Here is a 15,578-nt window from a genome sequence, read left to right as displayed (position 1 = left end):
CGCGTCGTCCTCCCCGTCACATCGCGGTACACCTGTTCCATCCTGGAACACTTGCCTGTCCCCTCGACCTCGTATGAGCGGCCCCTCGCGCCCTTGCGCAGATGGCATGAAGCTTGCACAACAAGAAGATCGACCGTGCTCAGGGAGCAGCATCATGGAACACCATCAATTTGGCGCCCAGGCAAGCGCGCACGCCCGGCCGCGCCGGACCGTCCTGCTGTGCTGCGCGCTGGCGCTGGCTTTTTTCCTGCTGGCCGCCAGGCTGGACCTGGCCGAACGGCTGACGCAGTCGCTCTGGCGCCAGGAACATTGGCAGCTCGATGAACTGGCCCTGAGCCTGCTGGTGCTGGTGCTGGCGCTGGCCGGCTTTGCCGTGCGGCGCGGACGCCAGGTGGCGCTGCTGCTGGCGCAAAACCGCGCCCTCACGCAGCGCCTGCTGCACGCGCAGGAAGAGGAGCGCTGCGCGCTGGCGCGCGAGCTGCACGATGAAGTGGGACAGGACTGCACGGCCATCCGCGCCGCCGCCAGCTACATCCTGCGCGCGCGCGCGGGCGACCAGGCAAACGTGCAGGCGTGCGCCGCCAGCATCGCCCGCTCGTCGGAAGCGCTGCACGCGATGGTGCGCACGATGCTGCGCCGGCTGCGCCCGCCCGTGCTCGACAGCCTGGGCCTGGAAGCAGCGCTGCAGGCGCTGTGCGACAGCTGGACCCAGCAGCACGGCATCGCCTGCCATTTCGCGCCGCACGCCATCCCCGCCGGCCTCGACGACAGCACCGCCACCGCCATCTACCGCCTGGTGCAGGAAGGCTTGACGAACGTGGCGCGCCACGCGGGCGCCGACCAGGCCACGGTGGAATTGCGCGCCGATGCGCACGGCTTGCTGCACCTGGCCATCGAAGACAATGGCCGGGGTTTGCGCCAGGACAAGACGCCAGCAGACGGTTTCGGCATGCTGGGCATGCGCGAGCGCGTGGCGGGCTTGCGCGGCCATATCCGCTGGATCAGCGCGCTGGGCAACGGCTTGCGCATCGAAGTGGCCCTGGCGGCACGGTGCGCGGCATGAACGCCATGAACGCCATGCACAGCGGCATGCGGCCGATCCGCGTGATGCTGGTGGACGACCACCCCGTGGTGCGCACGGGCTACCGGCGCCTGCTGGAACAGGGCGGCGACATCGCCGTCGTGGCCGAGGCGGGCAATGGCGAAACGGCGTATGGCTTGTACCAGGAGCACGCGCCCGACATCTGCGTGACGGATTTGTCCATGCCCGGCATCGGCGGCCTGGAATTGCTGCGCAAGCTGCTCGCGCGCGACGCGGGCGCCCGCGTGCTGGTGTTTACCATGCACGACACGCCGCAGCTGATCGCGCGCGCGTTTGACGGCGGCGCCTGCGGCTTCGTCAGCAAGCAGGCCGACCCGGAACACCTGGTCGACGCCGTGCGCGCCGCCCACGCGGGCCGACGCTACCTGGACCCGCACAGCGCGCCCGGCGTGCTGCAAGGCACGGCCAACATGGAAGCGGACCGCTTGAGCAGCCTGAGCCAGCGCGAATTCGAAATCTTCCGCCTGCTGGCCGAAGGCCGCAGCGCCGCCGACTGCGCCCGCCTGCTGCACGTCAGCAGCAAGACGGTGGCCAACCACCAGACTTGCATCAAGGAAAAGCTCGACGTGCCCGGCCCCGCCGCGTTGGTGCATCTGGCCCTGCGCAATGGCATCATCGAGCAGGGCCATCCTTAAAACGCGTAGCGCACGCCCACGTTCACGCTGCGCGGTGCGCCAGCCGCATAGAACGTCGCATTGACCATCGGATAGTCGCCGTTCACGGCGGGCAGCGGGCGGGCGGCAAAATTGCCGTTGGCGTCGAAACCCGTCGCGCCCAGCTGGGCCGCCGTCGCATATTTCCGGTCGAACAGGTTATTCACCTGGGCAAACACGCTGAGGCGGGGCGTCAGCTGGTACTTGCCGTTCAATTCCACCACGGCATAGCCGCCGCTCTTGCCCGCGCCCAGGTACGACGTTCCTCCCGCCTGGTGCGCATTGTTTTCATTGCCGCGCGCATACGCGCTGGAGACGGCCGTCATGGCCAGGCCCAGCGTCCAGTCGCGTCCGCCCTGAATATCCACGTGCGCCTTCAGGATATGGTTCGGCGTCAAGGGAATGCGCTTGCCGGGCGTGATGACGATATTGCCTTCCAGGCCGGGCGCGTCCGCATCGCTGCTGCTGTTGGCGCTGCCGTTGACCATTTCCCGGCTTTGATACGTCGCCTGCAGCCACGTGTAGTTGACGCCGAAGTCCAGCATGCCCGCCTTGCCATCCAGCGCCAGCTCCACGCCCTGGTGGCGCGTCTTGCCGAAATTCTTGAAATAGCCAAACCCCGCCTGGTTGTCGGCCACGAACAGGATATCGTCGTGATTTTCCGCGCGGAACACGCCGGCGCTCCAGCGGGCCACCTCGCCCCACTGGCCGCGCACGCCCGCTTCCCACGTCTTCGTGATGACCTGCTTTAATGGCGGGTCGCCGGCCATGGCGTTGGGCAAACGGCACGGGTTTTCCGGGTCGGCGCAACCGAGCTCGATGGCCGTCGGCGTGCGGCTGCCTTCGTTGTAGCCAAGATACGCGCTCACGCCCGCGGCCGGCGCATACGCCAGGCCGATGGCGGGATTGAAGCGGCTAAAACGGTGGTCGCCATCGAGCGAGCCGCTGCCGCCGCCTGGCGTGATGGCGTCGCGGTTGCGCACCGTGCTGCGGTTGTAGCGGCCCGAAACGGTCAACGTTAAATCTTGAGTGAACGCCATGCTGTCGCTCGCATACACGCTCCACGTGCGCATGCGCCCGCTCAAGTCGACCCGGTTGTCGACGGGCGTGCCATCGTCATCGATTTCCGTGCCGTCGGCAAAGAAGTTCACAGCCGTGATGCTGCGGTCCGGATTCAGGTAGCCGAACTGGCTCGTCTGGCGGAACGTGGCGTGGCTCGTGTCATAGGCGGCGCCGGCCGTTACGGCATGGCGCGCTCCCGCCAGGTCGGCCAGCACGGTGAACTGGCCCGAAAACCCATAGTTTTCCTGCCGCGTATGGCTGCGGTTGAGCATGCCATTGCATTTTTCGGCCGGCTCGTCGTTCAGCAGCACGTTGGCGATGCAGCGCCATTTCGGGAAGGGCGTATTGGCCGCGTTCGCGCCGCTGGCGGGAAAGCCCGTGTAGCCGGCCGCCGCCAGGGCCGCCCGCTCGGCCGCGCCCGGCTGGTAGACGGACTGGTCGAGCGACTCGTCGTTCAAGTCGCCATTGAACGTGTGCGTGTCGATCTTGCGGTAGTACACATTGCCCGACAGCAGCAAGGCCGCGCCGGCCTGGTGCTTGCCCGTCAGGTTCAGCAGGGTCGATTTGTTCTGCGTCAAATCCGGCTTGGTATAGACGCTGCGGTAATCGCGCGCCAGCATGCGCTGTTCCTGCAAGCCGTTGCCCGTCAGCGCATTGTCCGCGTGGGCTACGTTAACGGCGATATCCGTGCGCGCATCGCTCCAGCCCAGCTTGCCAAACACCTGGCGCACGTCGGACGGCGAATCGTCGCGCCAGCCGTCTTCCTTGAAGCGGTTGCCCGTCACATACCAGTGCCAGCCTTGCGCATTGCTGCCGCCATGCTCGACCTCGACGGCGCGCCGTTTGTCGGAACCCAGGCGCGCTTCGATGGCGGTGCCGGGGCTGCTGCGGCCATCCTTGGTTTGCAGCGCCAGCGCGCCGCCCAGGGTATTCAAGCCGAACAGGGGATTCGAGCCGGGCATCAGGGTCAGCGACTCGATGGCCATGCGCGGGATCAAGTCCCAGCTGACGACGTCGCCGAACGGCTGGTTCAGGCGCATGCCGTCCAGATACACGGACAGCCCTTGCGGCGTGCCCAGCAAGGGCGACGCCGTATAGCCGCGGTAGCTGACGTCGGGCTGGAACGGGTTGTTCTGCACCTCGTTCACATAGACGCTGCCCAGGTTGCGGCGCAGGAAGGCGGAGATGTCGAGCGCGCCGCTGCGGGCGATCTGCTGCGCGCTGGCCGTCTGCACGGGCGCGGCCAGGGTATCGCGCGGCTGGTCCACGGTGGGCAGCGGCATGCTGCCCGTGATGATGACGGTGGGCAAATCGCCCGAGGCGGCCAGGCTGGCGTCAGCGGCAAGGTCGGCGGCCTGCGCCTGGCACAGCGCCATGGCGGCGGCGGCCAATAAAGTCAGTTTCATGCGTATCCCCAGTTTTATCGTGGTTTTTATTAATGTCCAGTATCGGACAGCCACCATCGGGGAACCAGGGAAAAACTCCCGCCGTGCGGGGATTAGCGTTGCAAGGGCAGGTAACTCTGTTTGAGCTGGCGCAACACGAAACTCGATTTGCTGTGGCGGATGCCGGGAATTTTATATAAACGCTCGCGCAGCAGGCGTTCATAGTCGCGCGTGTCGCTGACGGCAATGCGCAAATAGTAGTCGTAGTCGCCCGAGACGAGAAACGCTTCCAGCACTTCCGGGATCATGGCCAGCGCGTGGCCGAATTCGAACAGGGCCTGGTCGGAATGGTCGTCCAAGGTCACTTGCACGATGACGGTGTCGGCCAGCCCCACCTTGGCCGCGTTGACGTTCACCGTGTAGCCTTCGATGACGCCATCGTCTTCCATGCGCTTGATGCGCGCCCAGCATGGCGACGAGGTCAGGCCCACCTTGGCGCTCAGGTCGTGCAGGCTGACGCGGGCATCCTGCTGCAGGGCCGTCAGGATGGCGAGGTCGAATTTGTCCAGTTTCATTCTGTTCTTTCGATATTTTGCAGCAAATTTTGCTGAATATCGCATTCTATACGAGAAAACCAGCAGCCTTTTCTGCCGCATCAGGCAGAAAATAAGGCCATGAAACCCGATCCCGCTCCCCTCCTCGCTCCCGCCGCCGATCTTGCGCCGCGCAACGGCGCCAGCACCCTGATCGACACCCTGCTGGCCCTGGGCGTCGACACCGTCTTCGGCTACCCGGGCGGCGCCGTGCTGCCCCTGTACGACGCGCTGCACGCGCAGCCCCGCTTGCGCCACGTGCTGGTGCGCCACGAACAGGCGGCCGTGCACGCGGCCGAAGGCTATGCGCGCAGCACGGGCCGGCCCGGCGTCGTCTTCGTCACGTCCGGCCCCGGCATGAGCAACACCACCACGGGCTTGCTCGACGCCCTGTGCGATTCGGTGCCCGTCATCTGCATCAGCGGCCAGGTGGCCAGCACCAGCATCGGCACGAACGCCTTCCAGGAATGCGACGCGCTGGGCATTTCGCGCCCCGTCACCAAGTGGAACCGGCAAATCCGCGCGGCCGAGGAAACGGCCGCCGTCGTGCACGAAGCATTTGTTCAAGCCACGCAAGGGCGGCCCGGCCCCGTGCTGGTCGATTTTCCCAAGGATCTGCAGCTGGCGCCCGTCACGCAGCACGCGCCGCTGCCGCCCGCAGCCACAGCGGCCGCGTCCCTGCCGCAGACCGCCGACCTGGAACGGGCCGCCAGCCTGATCGCCGGCGCGCGCCAGCCCGTATTCTATGGCGGTGGCGGCCTCATCAATTCCGGCCTGGATGCCTGCGCCGCCTTCCAGCAACTGGTGAAACTAGCCGCCGCGCCGTGCACCCTGACCTTACTGGGCCTGGGCGCCTTTCCCGCCTCGCACCCGGCCTTCCTCGGCATGCTGGGCATGCACGGCACCCTGGAAGCGAACCTGGCCATGCACCATGCCGATCTGATCGTCTGCGTCGGCGCCCGCTTCGACGACCGGGTCACGGGCCGCCTGGATGCGTTTTGTCCTGGCGCAAAGGTCATCCACATCGACATCGATCCGGCCTCCATACACAAGGTGGTGCGCGCCGACGTGGCCCTGCGCGGCGACTGCGCGCCCGTATTGGCCGCCTTGCTGGCGCAGCTGCGCGGACGCCTGCTGGCGGACCGCCAGCCGTGGTGGCAGCGCATCGACGCCTGGCGCGCCCAGGACAGCCTGGCGTTCGACGATACGCCGGAGGTGATCGCGCCGCAGGCGCTGATGCGGCGGCTGCAGGCGGCGCTGGACAGCATCGATGGCGGTGACGCCATCGTTTCCACCGACGTGGGCCAGCACCAGATGTGGGCGGCGCAGCACTTGCGCTTCGAGCAGCCGCGCCGCTGGCTCACCTCGGGCGGTGCCGGCACCATGGGCTATGGCTTGCCGGCCGCCATCGGCGCGCAGATCGCCCATCCGGGCAAGCGCGTCGTGTGCGTCAGCGGCGATGCGTCGATCTTGATGAATATCCAGGAACTGGCCACGGCCGTGCAGCACCGCCTGCCCGTGAAAGTGGTGTTGTCGAACAATGGCTACATGGGCATGGTGCGCCAGTGGCAGGAACTCATCCATGGCGGGCGCTACAGCCACAGCTACACGGAAGCGCTGCCCGATTTCGTCGCCCTGGCGCGCGCGTTCGGCTGGCAGGCGCACTCGGTGAGCCGGCGCGAGGAACTCGATGCGGCGCTGGCGGCCTGCCTGGCATCGGAGGGCCCGTACCTCCTCGACGTGCACGTGCATGGCGCGGAAAACTGCTTCCCCATGATGGCGCCCGGCGCGGGGCACCATGAAGTGACCTTGCGCAAAGGCGTCGTCTACACCGGGTAACAAACCCTGTTCAACTCCACACCCTGTATATCCAGTAGCTTTCATCGTCGCGCATGGCGCGCGCCAGCTCGGTGGGGCTCAAGCCCGTGATTTCGCGCGTCTCGCGGCAAAAATGGGCCTGGTCGGCGTAACCGCCGCTGGCGGCGACATCGGACCAGGACGCCGTGCCCTGCAGGATGGCGCCGCGCTCGTCGAGAAACAGCTGTTCCGCGCGGCGCATGCGGCGCAAGGTGCGCATGGGCTGGCCGGCCCAGGCCTTGATGCGGCGCTCGATATTGCGCGCGCTGCTGGCCAGGCCCGTCGATGCCGCCTGCACGGCCAGGCGGCGCACCCAGTCCTGCACGGCGCCGGCCGGATGGTCGCCGCTCTTGCGCGCCAGCGCCCAGCGCGGCGCGAGAAAATCCTCCACCAGCCTGACGCGGACCGCGTCGTCGGGCGCCGCCAGCACGGCGTCCGACAGGGCCAGCCATTCCCCATCGAACAGCGCGTCGAGCGGGCGGAACTGGTCCAGCAAGGCATCCATCGAGACGCCCGTCAACGCATGCAGGGCGGCCGGGTAAAACATCACGACAAACGTATGCACGGGGCCGGGGTTGTAGCTGACCAGCGGATACGAACGGGGGCCGCCGAACAGCGCGGGCGGCATGCGCACGTCCCGCAGCGACAGGCCCGGCGCTGCCGCTTCCACGTCGCCCGCGACGGTCCAGACGATGCTGCACATGGGCGCGGCGGGAAAGCGGTTCAGGCGCTGCGCCGGCGGCAGCGGCGCGCAGCCCGTGGTGTCGCGCACGAGGAAGGCGCGCACGCAGGAAGCGAGCGCCGTGCGCGGCGCGATCAGGCGGGTCAAGGGCGTAGGGGCGGCAGGCATGGCGACGATTGTACCGGCAATTTCCGGCCGCGCCCGATGTCGTATTCGTTCAAGACGCGGACGCGCAAGCGCGCTACAGTGAAGTCATTGTCGCCATCCACCAGGAGTACGCCATGCCCCCGCTCGACCACGCCGCCGCGCCCGCCACCACGGTCCTGCGCCAGATTCGCCGCCTGCCGGGGCCATTCGCCCTGCCCATCGTAGGCAACAGCCTGCAGATCAAGCTCACGCGCATCCACCGCGACGTGGAAGAGTGGGTGCAACGCTACGGCCCCTACCTGCGCGTCTGGTTCGGCCGCACCCTGGTGCTGGTGATAGCCGACAGCGAGGCCGTCGCCGCCGTGCTGCGCGACCGGCCCGACGGCTTTCGCCGCCCCCTGAGCAGCTCCATCGTTTCCGAGGAAATGGGCGGCATCCCCGGCCTGTTCCTGGCCGAGGGCATGGAATGGCGCAACCAGCGCCGCATGGTCATGGCCGGCATGGCGCCCGGCGCCGTCAAGGCCTACTTCCCGGCGCTGGCGACGGTGGCGCAGCGCCTGCGGCGGCGCTGGCATCTTGCCGCCACGCAAGGCCAAGCGATCGACCTCGATGGCGACCTGAAACGCTACACGGTCGACATCATCGCCGGCCTCGCCTTCGGCACGGAGGTCAACACGCTGGAAGCGGGCGAAGACGTGATCCAGCGCCACATGGACGCCATCCTGCCCGCCGTGGCGCGACGCAGCCTGTCGATGTTCCCGTACTGGCGCTACGTCAAGCTACCCGTCGACCGCCGCCTGGACCGCGACGTGGCGGCCCTTTCCGCCGCCGTGGCCGACCTGGTGCAGCAGGCGCGCACGCGCATGGCGCGCGACCCGGCACGCCGCGAGCGTCCGCCCAACCTGCTCGAAGCGATGATCGCCGCCGCCGACGAAAAGGACAGCGGCGTGAACGACCGCGCCGTGGCCGGCAATGTGCTGACCATGCTGCTGGCGGGCGAGGATACGACGGCCAATACGCTGTCCTGGATGATTTACCTGTTGCAACGCCATCCACACACCCTGGCGCGGGCGCGCGAGGAAGTGCGGCGCCTGGCGCCCGACGCGGCCCGCTTCACGATCGAGCAGATGGATAGCCTCGACTACCTGGGCGCCTGCGCCAGCGAAGCCATGCGCCTGAAGCCGGTGGCCCCCTTCCTGCCCGTGGAAGCGCTGCGCGACACGGTCATCGCCGATATCGCCGTGCCGGCCGGCACCCTCGTGTGGTGCGTGATGCGCCACGACACGGTGTCCGATGCGCACTTTCCCGACGCGCAAGCCTTCCAGCCCGAGCGCTGGCTGGCCGAAGGGGGCGAGGCGAACAACAAGCGCGCCGCCATGCCCTTCGGCGCCGGCTTGCGCACGTGCCCGGGCCGCTACCTGGCCTTGTTGGAAATCAAGATCGCCATGGCCATGCTGCTGGGCAGCTTCGACATCGCCGGCGTCGACACGCCCGATGGCGGCGAGGCGCAGGAACTGATGGGTTTTGTGATGTCGCCCATCGGCTTGACGCTGCGCCTGGCGCGGCCGCAGTGATACCATGGGGGAAGTCCCATTCATTCGACCTCCCCATGACCATCCGCCTGGAATCGCCGCAGCAAGCCGACGTGCAAACCCTGATCGCCGAGCTTGATGCATATCAACAGACCCTGTATCCGGCCGAGTGCGTCTACTCGCTGGACCTGGCGTCCGTGCCGTCCGATACCCTGCTGTTTGCCGTCGCCCGCGATGCGGCCGGCGCGGCACGGGCCTGCGGCGCCATCGTCGTCACGCCCGCTTTCGGCGAGCTCAAGCGCATGTACGTGCACCCGGACAGCCGGGGACTGGGCCTGGCGAAACGTTTGCTGGCCTTGCTGGAAGAGCAGGCGCTGGCGCGCGGCTGCCGCTTGCTGACCCTGGAAACGGGCATCCACCAGCCCGAGGCGATCGCCCTGTATGCGCGCCACGGCTACCAGCGGCGCGGACCGTACGGCGACTATCCCGACGACCCATTCAGTGTCTTCATGGAAAAACCGCTGCAGGCGGCGGCATGAGCGCGCCCAGCGACAGCCTGCTCGACATCCGCGCGCGCCTGCGCGCCTTTGCCGACGAACGCGACTGGGACCAGTTCCACACGCCGAAAAACCTGGCCATGGCCCTGTCCGTGGAAGTGGCGGAACTGGCGGAACACTACCAGTGGCTGCCCACGGGCGCCGATGGCGAACTGGACGAGGCGAAGCGCACGGGCATCCGCCACGAACTGGCCGACGTGCTGATGTATCTGGTGCGCCTGGCCGACAAGAGCGGCGTCGACCTGCACGCGGCCGTGCTGGAAAAGATGCAACTGAACGCACAGAAATACCCGGCGCAGCAGGTGCGCGGCGACGCGCGCAAATACAGCGAGTACTGATAGCGAGTGCTGACACGCCCACCCGTGCGTGGCGGATGCGCAAAAAGGCGTAGCATTCAGGCATGCGCATTTATCGATTACTGCTGATCATAGGCTTGCTCCACGGCCCTATTGCGCTGGCGCAAACCGCACCCGTGCCGCAGGTGAAGGTGGACGCCACGCGCGACCCCGTCGACAAGTCCTACCGCAAGATGCTGCAGGGCGTGGACCGCTTCGAACGCGACCATGCGCTGGCGCCGCAGGCCGTGCTGCGCTTCCGCTTGCTGCCGCGCCAGCCCGGCGTGGACATGACGGGCGTGCAGCTGCGCATCGCCGGCGACACCGTCAGCATCCCCTTGCCCCTGGCCGAAGACAACAGCTTTGCCCCCGTGCGCAATGCGCAAGCGGCGCGCGAAGATGCCGTGCTGCTGGCCAACCGCAAGGCCACCACCATGAGCTGGCGCGCCCAGGTCATCACGCCCGGCTTGCCGCCCGGCACCCGGCGCCTGGGCGACCTGCGCCTGGAATGCCGCGCCGGCATGGATTCCGGCCTGATCTCGAACGACCCGCAAATCATCGCCTGGCTGTCCAGCATGCTCTACAGCACAGATAAAGTGTGTTCCGAGCCGGATGGCAATTATCTGTTCTTCACGGACCGTCCCCTGTTCGGCGTGACCCTCGTGCATGGCGAGCGCCGCCTGGCGTTGCCGTTCACCATGCTGTACGCGGGCGGCGAGCAAACGCCCGCCTCGCTGCCCTATTGCGATTGCCAAGTCTTGCTTGACCGCACGTATTACGCGCCCTTGTGGGATAGCAACTGGCCGGACGACACCCTGCTGGAATTTACTTATATGGACGAGGTGGCGCCATGAAGTGGCTGTCGCTGATCTTGTTGACGCTGCTGGTCGCCTGCTCCGGCACGCGCGCCTTGCAAGCCAGCAAGAATGTTCCCTACGCCACCCTGGAACAGACGGTGCAAGTGGGCAGCAGCACGCGCGAACAGGTGCGCGCCGCGCTGGGCGACAGCACATCCATCCGTTTCGACAACGGCAAGGAAGTGTGGATGTACACCTATCCGGCGGCCTCGGGCGCGCAGGGGGAATATGTGATTCTGTTTGGCGGGGATGGGGTGGTGAAGCAGGTGCGCAGCGGCGAGGTGTACCAGGTACGGAAGTGATTCCCGCCAGCATGGCGCTGGCGGGAATGGCATGCTTATCGTGCCTTCAGCAAGGCCCGCGACGCGACGCCCGCGCCCACGCTGCGGCCCACGCCGGCAACCTTGCGCTTGGGCGACGCCTTCAGCTTGAAGATGCCGATCGACTGGGCCACGCTGTCGGTGCGCTGCGCCAGGTTGGTGGCGGCCGCGGCCGCCTGCTCCACCAGCGCCGCATTCTGCTGCGTGATGCCATCCATGTGGATGACGGCCTGGTTGACTTGCCCGATGCCCTGGTTCTGCTCGCGCGTGGTCGAGGAAATCTCGTCCATCACTTCCGTCACGCGGGCTACCGAGGCGATCACTTCCGCCATGGTGGCGCCCGCATTGCTGGTCAGTACGCTGCCCGCGTTCACGGTGGCGATCGAATGGTCGATCAGGTTTTTCACTTCTTTCGCGGCCGTCGCCGAGCGCTGCGCCAGGCTGCGCACTTCGCCGGCCACGACGGCGAAGCCGCGACCGTGCTCGCCCGCGCGGGCCGCTTCCACGGCCGCGTTCAAGGCGAGGATATTCGTCTGGAAGGCGATGCCGTCGATCAAGCCGATAATGTCGAGAATCTTGCGCGACGAGCTGCTGATCTCATCCATCGTAGTGACCACTTCGCTGACGATGGTGCCGCCCTTGGCCGCCACGGTGGACGCCTGCGCCGCCAGGTCGTTGGCCGTGGCCACGTGGTCGGCGCTGTTTTGCACGGTCGACGTCAGTTCTTCCATGCTGGCCGCCGTCTGCTCCAGGCTGGACGCCTGCGATTCCGTGCGGCTGGACAAGTCCATATTGCCCGTGGCAATTTCCGCCGTGGTGATGCGGATATCCTCGAAGTTGGCGCGCACGTCGCCGATGATGCTGTGCAAGTTGATGTTGGTCTGGCGCAAGGCCGCCATCAATTGGCCCATGTCATCGTCGCGCACCTTGTCGATGACGCCCGTCAAGTCGCCGCCGGCCATCTTGCGCGCCACCGTGATGGCGTCGCCCAGCGGGGCGACGAGGGAATTGTGCAGATGGGCCCAGAAATACAGCATCAGCGCCACGGCGGCGGCGGCGGCACCGCTGAGCCAGCTGCGCGTGGCCGTGCTCGTGTCACCGTCGATATTCCACACGGCGCAGCCGAGGATGGCCAGCACCACGCCGAAGACGATGCAATGCAGTGCCAGGTCTTGCGACAGGCTCAGCTTGCGCCACTCGGCCAGCTTGGCGGCCCAGCCCTGGCGCACGACGCGGCCATTGCGGATCGCCAGGTTGGCGCTATTGCCGTCTTTGAAACTTTTATACAGGGCTGCCGCTTCGTTGATCTGCTCGCGCGTGGGCTTGGTGCGCACGGACATATAGCCGATCGGGCGGCCGCTTTCGATGACGGGCGTGATATTGGCGAAGACCCAATAGAAATCGCCATTCTTGCAGCGGTTCTTGACCATGCCGGTCCAGGGCATGCCCGTCTTGATGGTGTCCCACAGGTCGGCAAACGCTTCGGCCGGCATATCGGGATGGCGCAGGATATTCTGTGGCGCACCCAGCAGTTCCATTTCTGAAAAACCGCTGACTTCAATGAAATACTGATTGGCGTAATTGATGTTTCCCTGTAAATCCGTGGTGGAAACAATCGTCATGCCTTCATTTAATACGTATTCATTTTGCGTGATAGGCGTATTGACCCGCATCGTCGCTCCTCTATTTTTTTTCAACTAGCATAACAAAAACATAAAAACAATATACCACATCAAGCACCCATGATATATCGCCTCGGCGACAGTGACGCCAGTCAAACAATTTAATAAAAGTCAATTTATTTATATTTTAGGATTTACTTTGATTCAACTTGATTGATTTTATTGAAATGCAAAATTTAAATTGCGTGCACATACAATAATTAATAAAAAATTATGTATCGATGCAGCAGGCAATAAAGATGGCGTTTACGCCGATAAAAAGATGCAAAGGAGCGGCGGCCATTGCCGGCAGATGGCAATACCTGCCGCCAACCATAACGCGGCAATCATGTTTATTTCTTGAGGGAAAATAAAAACTGGCGCGAATGCGCCAGTGGGGGATGTGTCTCCAATCCGCGACACAGGCGCCGGAGCACCCGTGGGGATGGCTTACTTGTACGTTTTACGTGGTGGCGACTTCGGACGCGGTGGCGCAGGCTTGCGCTCCGTCGTGCCGTCGTCCAGGCTGATGCGCAGTTTCTGGCCAGAAACGACGACCGATTTCAGGTGGTCGAGGATTTCCGGCGGCATGCCTTCCGGCAAGTCCAGCACGCTGTAGTTGTCAAAGATATCGATGCGGCCGATATGCTTGGCTTCCAGGTTCGCTTCGTTGGCGATGGCGCCGACGATGTTGCTTGGCGTTACGGCGTGCTCACGGCCCACTTCGATGCGGTAGGCCGTCACGCCCGGGCGTGGACGTTCCTTCTTCGGCGCGCGCGGGGCAACTTCGCCCGCGTCCGCCGGCGCATCCTTGAACGCTGGCGCGGACTTGGCGGCGAACGGCTTGCGCGGCGCGGCTGGCGGCGCCAGGTCCGGTGCGTCGCCGTCGCGGCTGATGCGCAACTGCTGGCCCGCCACCCACACGGTTTTCAGCTGGTCCAGCAATTCTTTCGGCATGCTGTCTGGCAAGTCCAGGACGCTGTAGTCGTCATAGATTTCGATGCGGCCGATGTTTTTCGAATCGATGCCCGCTTCGTTGGCGATGGCGCCCACGATATTGCCCGGCTTCACGCCATGCTGATGACCTACCTCAATGCGGAAGGTTTGCATGCCGGCGTCGGCCGGACGCTGGATGCGTTCCTTTTTCGGGAAGGCCGGGCGCTCGCTGCGCTCGTTGCGGTCGAAGCGGTCATTGCGTTCGAAACGGTCATTGCGTTCAGGGCGGTCAAAGCGGTCTTGGCGCGCAGGACGGTCGTCTTGCCACGTGGCTTGCTCGCGCGCCTTGTTTTTGTCCAGCAACAAAGGCACATTGCCACGCGCCATCTTCGCCAGGGCGGCGGCGATTTCGATGGCGGGAATGTTCTGTTCACGTTCGAAATCTTCGATCAGCGACTGGAACTGTTCCAGTTCGCCCAAGGCCAGGGTTTCGCTGATCTGTTCCTTGAACTTGGCGATACGCACGTCGTTGACGGCCTGGATGGTCGGCAGTTCCAGCATGCCGATCGGCTGGCGGGTCGAGCGTTCAATGGCTTTGAGCAAGTTCTTTTCACGCGGGGTGATGAACAGGATCGCTTCGCCGCTGCGGCCGGCGCGGCCCGTGCGGCCGATGCGGTGGGTATAGCTTTCCGGATCGTGCGGCACGTCGTAGTTGACGACGTGGCTGATGCGCTCGACGTCCAGGCCGCGGGCGGCCACGTCGGTGGCGACCAAAATGTCGATCTTGCCGTCTTTCAACTGCTGGATCGTGCGCTCGCGCTGGGCTTGCTGGATGTCGCCATTGATGGCGGCAGCCGAGAAGCCGCGGGCTTGCAGCTTGCCGGCCAGTTCTTCCGTGCCCAGCTTGGTGCGGGCGAAGATGATCATGCCGTCAAACGCTTCCGCTTCCAGGATGCGGGTCAGCGCGTCGAGCTTGTGCATGCCCGACACCAGCCAGTAGCGCTGGCGGATGTTGTCGGCCGTGCCCGTCTTGGCGGCAACCGTCACTTCGGCCGGGTTCACCAGGTAAGTGGTGGCGATGCGCTTGATGACGGAAGGCATGGTGGCCGAGAACAGGGCCGTTTGATGGCCTTCCGGCGTTTCTTGCAAGATGCGTTCGACGTCGTCGATAAAGCCCATGCGCAGCATTTCATCGGCTTCGTCGAGCACCAGGGTCTTCAGCTTGGACAGGTCGAGCGAACCCTTGTCCAAGTGATCGATGACGCGGCCAGGCGTGCCGACGACGACGTGCACGCCGCGGCGCAGGGCCGACAGTTGCGGGCCGTAGCTTTGGCCGCCGTAGATCGGCAGCACGTGGAAGCCGGGGATGTGGGCGGCGTACACCTGGAACGCTTCGGCGACCTGGATGGCCAGTTCGCGCGTCGGTGCCAGGACCAGGGCTTGGGGTGAGCTTTGTTTCAGATCGATACGCGACAGGATCGGCAAGGCGAAGGCGGCGGTCTTACCCGTGCCTGTTTGCGCCTGGCCCAGCACGTCGCGGTTCGCGAGCAATAATGGAATCGTCGCCGCCTGGATAGGCGACGGTGTTTCGTAACCGACATCCTTGAGCGCGCGAATCAGCGGCTCGCTCAGGTTAAGGTCGGAAAATAAGGAAATTGGTGTATCAGACATGAAATCACTCACAAGTTCGCTCGAATCGCCCAATGCGAAAGAGTGTATCTGCTAGTTTACTCTTTACTGGACCTTACCGGGTGGCTGCATGCCGCAGAACGCCGTTTTTTGCGCCATATCTACGTAAAAAAGCCAGAAAAATCGGCGATCCGCACGCATTTGGCGCGTGATTTTGCCAACATTAAACGATACACAACAATATGCCGGCTGCGCCTGTTCTGCGTGGCA

Annotated in this window: 13 protein-coding genes; 8 read left to right on the top strand and 5 right to left on the bottom strand. The window is 65.2% G+C overall.

Going from position 1 to position 15,578, the window contains the following annotated elements:
• Positions 1 to 154 precede the first annotated feature (154 nt).
• Together O3298_RS23745 and O3298_RS23740 are read left to right on the top strand one after the other, a co-directional pair.
• Positions 155 to 1,063: a histidine kinase gene (locus O3298_RS23745; RefSeq protein WP_305060679.1), complete on the top strand. Its 909-nt coding sequence runs from the start codon at positions 155 to 157 to the stop codon at positions 1,061 to 1,063.
• A complete protein-coding gene (locus O3298_RS23740) occupies positions 1,060 to 1,737 on the top strand; it encodes a response regulator transcription factor (RefSeq protein ID WP_305060678.1) in 678 nt (225 codons plus the stop codon). Before O3298_RS23745 ends, O3298_RS23740 begins: the two co-directional genes overlap by 4 nt.
• Here the strand turns inward: O3298_RS23740 and O3298_RS23735 are convergent.
• Together O3298_RS23735 and O3298_RS23730 are read right to left on the bottom strand one after the other, a co-directional pair.
• Positions 1,734 to 4,223, bottom strand: coding sequence for a TonB-dependent receptor (locus O3298_RS23735; RefSeq protein ID WP_305060677.1), 2,490 nt, complete (start codon positions 4,221 to 4,223; stop codon positions 1,734 to 1,736). The two genes, O3298_RS23740 and O3298_RS23735, sit on opposite strands and share 4 nt — an antisense overlap.
• Before the next feature lie 92 nt (positions 4,224 to 4,315).
• Entirely contained in the window at positions 4,316 to 4,777 is a 462-nt protein-coding gene (locus tag O3298_RS23730; RefSeq protein WP_305060676.1) for an Lrp/AsnC family transcriptional regulator, read from the bottom strand.
• 99 nt (positions 4,778 to 4,876) lie between these two features.
• On the opposite strand from O3298_RS23730, the gene ilvB reads away from it, so the two are divergent.
• Positions 4,877 to 6,634: a biosynthetic-type acetolactate synthase large subunit gene (gene ilvB, locus O3298_RS23725; protein WP_305060675.1), complete on the top strand. Its 1,758-nt coding sequence runs from the start codon at positions 4,877 to 4,879 to the stop codon at positions 6,632 to 6,634.
• Positions 6,635 to 6,644: 10 nt separating this feature from the next.
• Here the strand turns inward: ilvB and O3298_RS23720 are convergent, their stop codons facing one another.
• Positions 6,645 to 7,502, bottom strand: coding sequence for a helix-turn-helix domain-containing protein (locus O3298_RS23720; RefSeq protein ID WP_305060674.1), 858 nt, complete (start codon positions 7,500 to 7,502; stop codon positions 6,645 to 6,647).
• A gap of 113 nt (positions 7,503 to 7,615) precedes the next feature.
• On the opposite strand from O3298_RS23720, the gene O3298_RS23715 reads away from it, so the two are divergent.
• The 5 genes from O3298_RS23715 to bamE all read left to right on the top strand — a co-directional run bounded on the left by O3298_RS23715 (position 7,616) and on the right by bamE (position 11,064).
• On the top strand, positions 7,616 to 9,055 hold the full coding sequence (locus tag O3298_RS23715; RefSeq protein WP_305060673.1) for a cytochrome P450: 1,440 nt from the start codon (positions 7,616 to 7,618) through the stop codon (positions 9,053 to 9,055).
• A 35-nt stretch (positions 9,056 to 9,090) separates the two neighbouring features.
• Positions 9,091 to 9,552: a GNAT family N-acetyltransferase gene (locus O3298_RS23710; RefSeq protein ID WP_289912283.1), complete on the top strand. Its 462-nt coding sequence runs from the start codon at positions 9,091 to 9,093 to the stop codon at positions 9,550 to 9,552.
• Entirely contained in the window at positions 9,549 to 9,908 is a 360-nt protein-coding gene (locus tag O3298_RS23705) for a nucleotide pyrophosphohydrolase (RefSeq protein ID WP_305056702.1), read from the top strand. The genes O3298_RS23710 and O3298_RS23705 overlap by 4 nt, the downstream gene beginning before the upstream one ends.
• A 62-nt stretch (positions 9,909 to 9,970) precedes the next feature.
• Complete coding sequence (locus O3298_RS23700) at positions 9,971 to 10,759, top strand: hypothetical protein (protein ID WP_305053927.1); 789 nt, start codon at positions 9,971 to 9,973, stop codon at positions 10,757 to 10,759.
• Complete coding sequence (gene bamE, locus O3298_RS23695; protein WP_305060672.1) at positions 10,756 to 11,064, top strand: outer membrane protein assembly factor BamE; 309 nt, start codon at positions 10,756 to 10,758, stop codon at positions 11,062 to 11,064. Before O3298_RS23700 ends, bamE begins: the two co-directional genes overlap by 4 nt.
• A gap of 35 nt (positions 11,065 to 11,099) precedes the next feature.
• Here bamE and O3298_RS23690 read toward each other — a convergent pair whose 3' ends face one another.
• The gene (locus tag O3298_RS23690) at positions 11,100 to 12,755 is read right to left on the bottom strand and encodes a PAS domain-containing methyl-accepting chemotaxis protein (RefSeq protein WP_099665611.1); all 1,656 of its coding nucleotides are present in this window, start codon (positions 12,753 to 12,755) and stop codon (positions 11,100 to 11,102) included.
• 438 nt (positions 12,756 to 13,193) lie between these two features.
• Complete coding sequence (locus O3298_RS23685; RefSeq protein ID WP_251349280.1) at positions 13,194 to 15,350, bottom strand: DEAD/DEAH box helicase; 2,157 nt, start codon at positions 15,348 to 15,350, stop codon at positions 13,194 to 13,196.
• Positions 15,351 to 15,578 lie beyond the last annotated feature (228 nt).

Origin of the sequence: Janthinobacterium sp. SUN137 (assembly GCF_030587265.1) — a bacterium.
GTDB lineage: Bacteria > Pseudomonadota > Gammaproteobacteria > Burkholderiales > Burkholderiaceae_D > Janthinobacterium > Janthinobacterium kumbetense.
Note: the sequence above shows the minus strand (reverse complement) of the source record. Positions and strands in the feature narration are given on the sequence as shown.

Excerpts from the sequence above, each read along its gene's own strand:
- O3298_RS23745 (WP_305060679.1), top strand. The coding sequence starts at position 155 with ATGGAACACCATCAATTTGGCGCCCAGGCAAGCGCGCACGCCCGGCCG.
- O3298_RS23700 (WP_305053927.1), top strand. The coding sequence starts at position 9,971 with ATGCGCATTTATCGATTACTGCTGATCATAGGCTTGCTCCACGGCCCT.
- O3298_RS23685 (WP_251349280.1), bottom strand. The coding sequence starts at position 15,350 with ATGTCTGATACACCAATTTCCTTATTTTCCGACCTTAACCTGAGCGAG.
- O3298_RS23720 (WP_305060674.1), bottom strand. The coding sequence starts at position 7,502 with ATGCCTGCCGCCCCTACGCCCTTGACCCGCCTGATCGCGCCGCGCACG.
- O3298_RS23705 (WP_305056702.1), top strand. The coding sequence starts at position 9,549 with ATGAGCGCGCCCAGCGACAGCCTGCTCGACATCCGCGCGCGCCTGCGC.
- bamE (WP_305060672.1), top strand. The coding sequence starts at position 10,756 with ATGAAGTGGCTGTCGCTGATCTTGTTGACGCTGCTGGTCGCCTGCTCC.
- O3298_RS23730 (WP_305060676.1), bottom strand. The coding sequence starts at position 4,777 with ATGAAACTGGACAAATTCGACCTCGCCATCCTGACGGCCCTGCAGCAG.
- ilvB (WP_305060675.1), top strand. The coding sequence starts at position 4,877 with ATGAAACCCGATCCCGCTCCCCTCCTCGCTCCCGCCGCCGATCTTGCG.
- O3298_RS23715 (WP_305060673.1), top strand. The coding sequence starts at position 7,616 with ATGCCCCCGCTCGACCACGCCGCCGCGCCCGCCACCACGGTCCTGCGC.
- O3298_RS23740 (WP_305060678.1), top strand. The coding sequence starts at position 1,060 with ATGAACGCCATGAACGCCATGCACAGCGGCATGCGGCCGATCCGCGTG.
- O3298_RS23710 (WP_289912283.1), top strand. The coding sequence starts at position 9,091 with ATGACCATCCGCCTGGAATCGCCGCAGCAAGCCGACGTGCAAACCCTG.
- O3298_RS23735 (WP_305060677.1), bottom strand. The coding sequence starts at position 4,223 with ATGAAACTGACTTTATTGGCCGCCGCCGCCATGGCGCTGTGCCAGGCG.
- O3298_RS23690 (WP_099665611.1), bottom strand. The coding sequence starts at position 12,755 with ATGCGGGTCAATACGCCTATCACGCAAAATGAATACGTATTAAATGAA.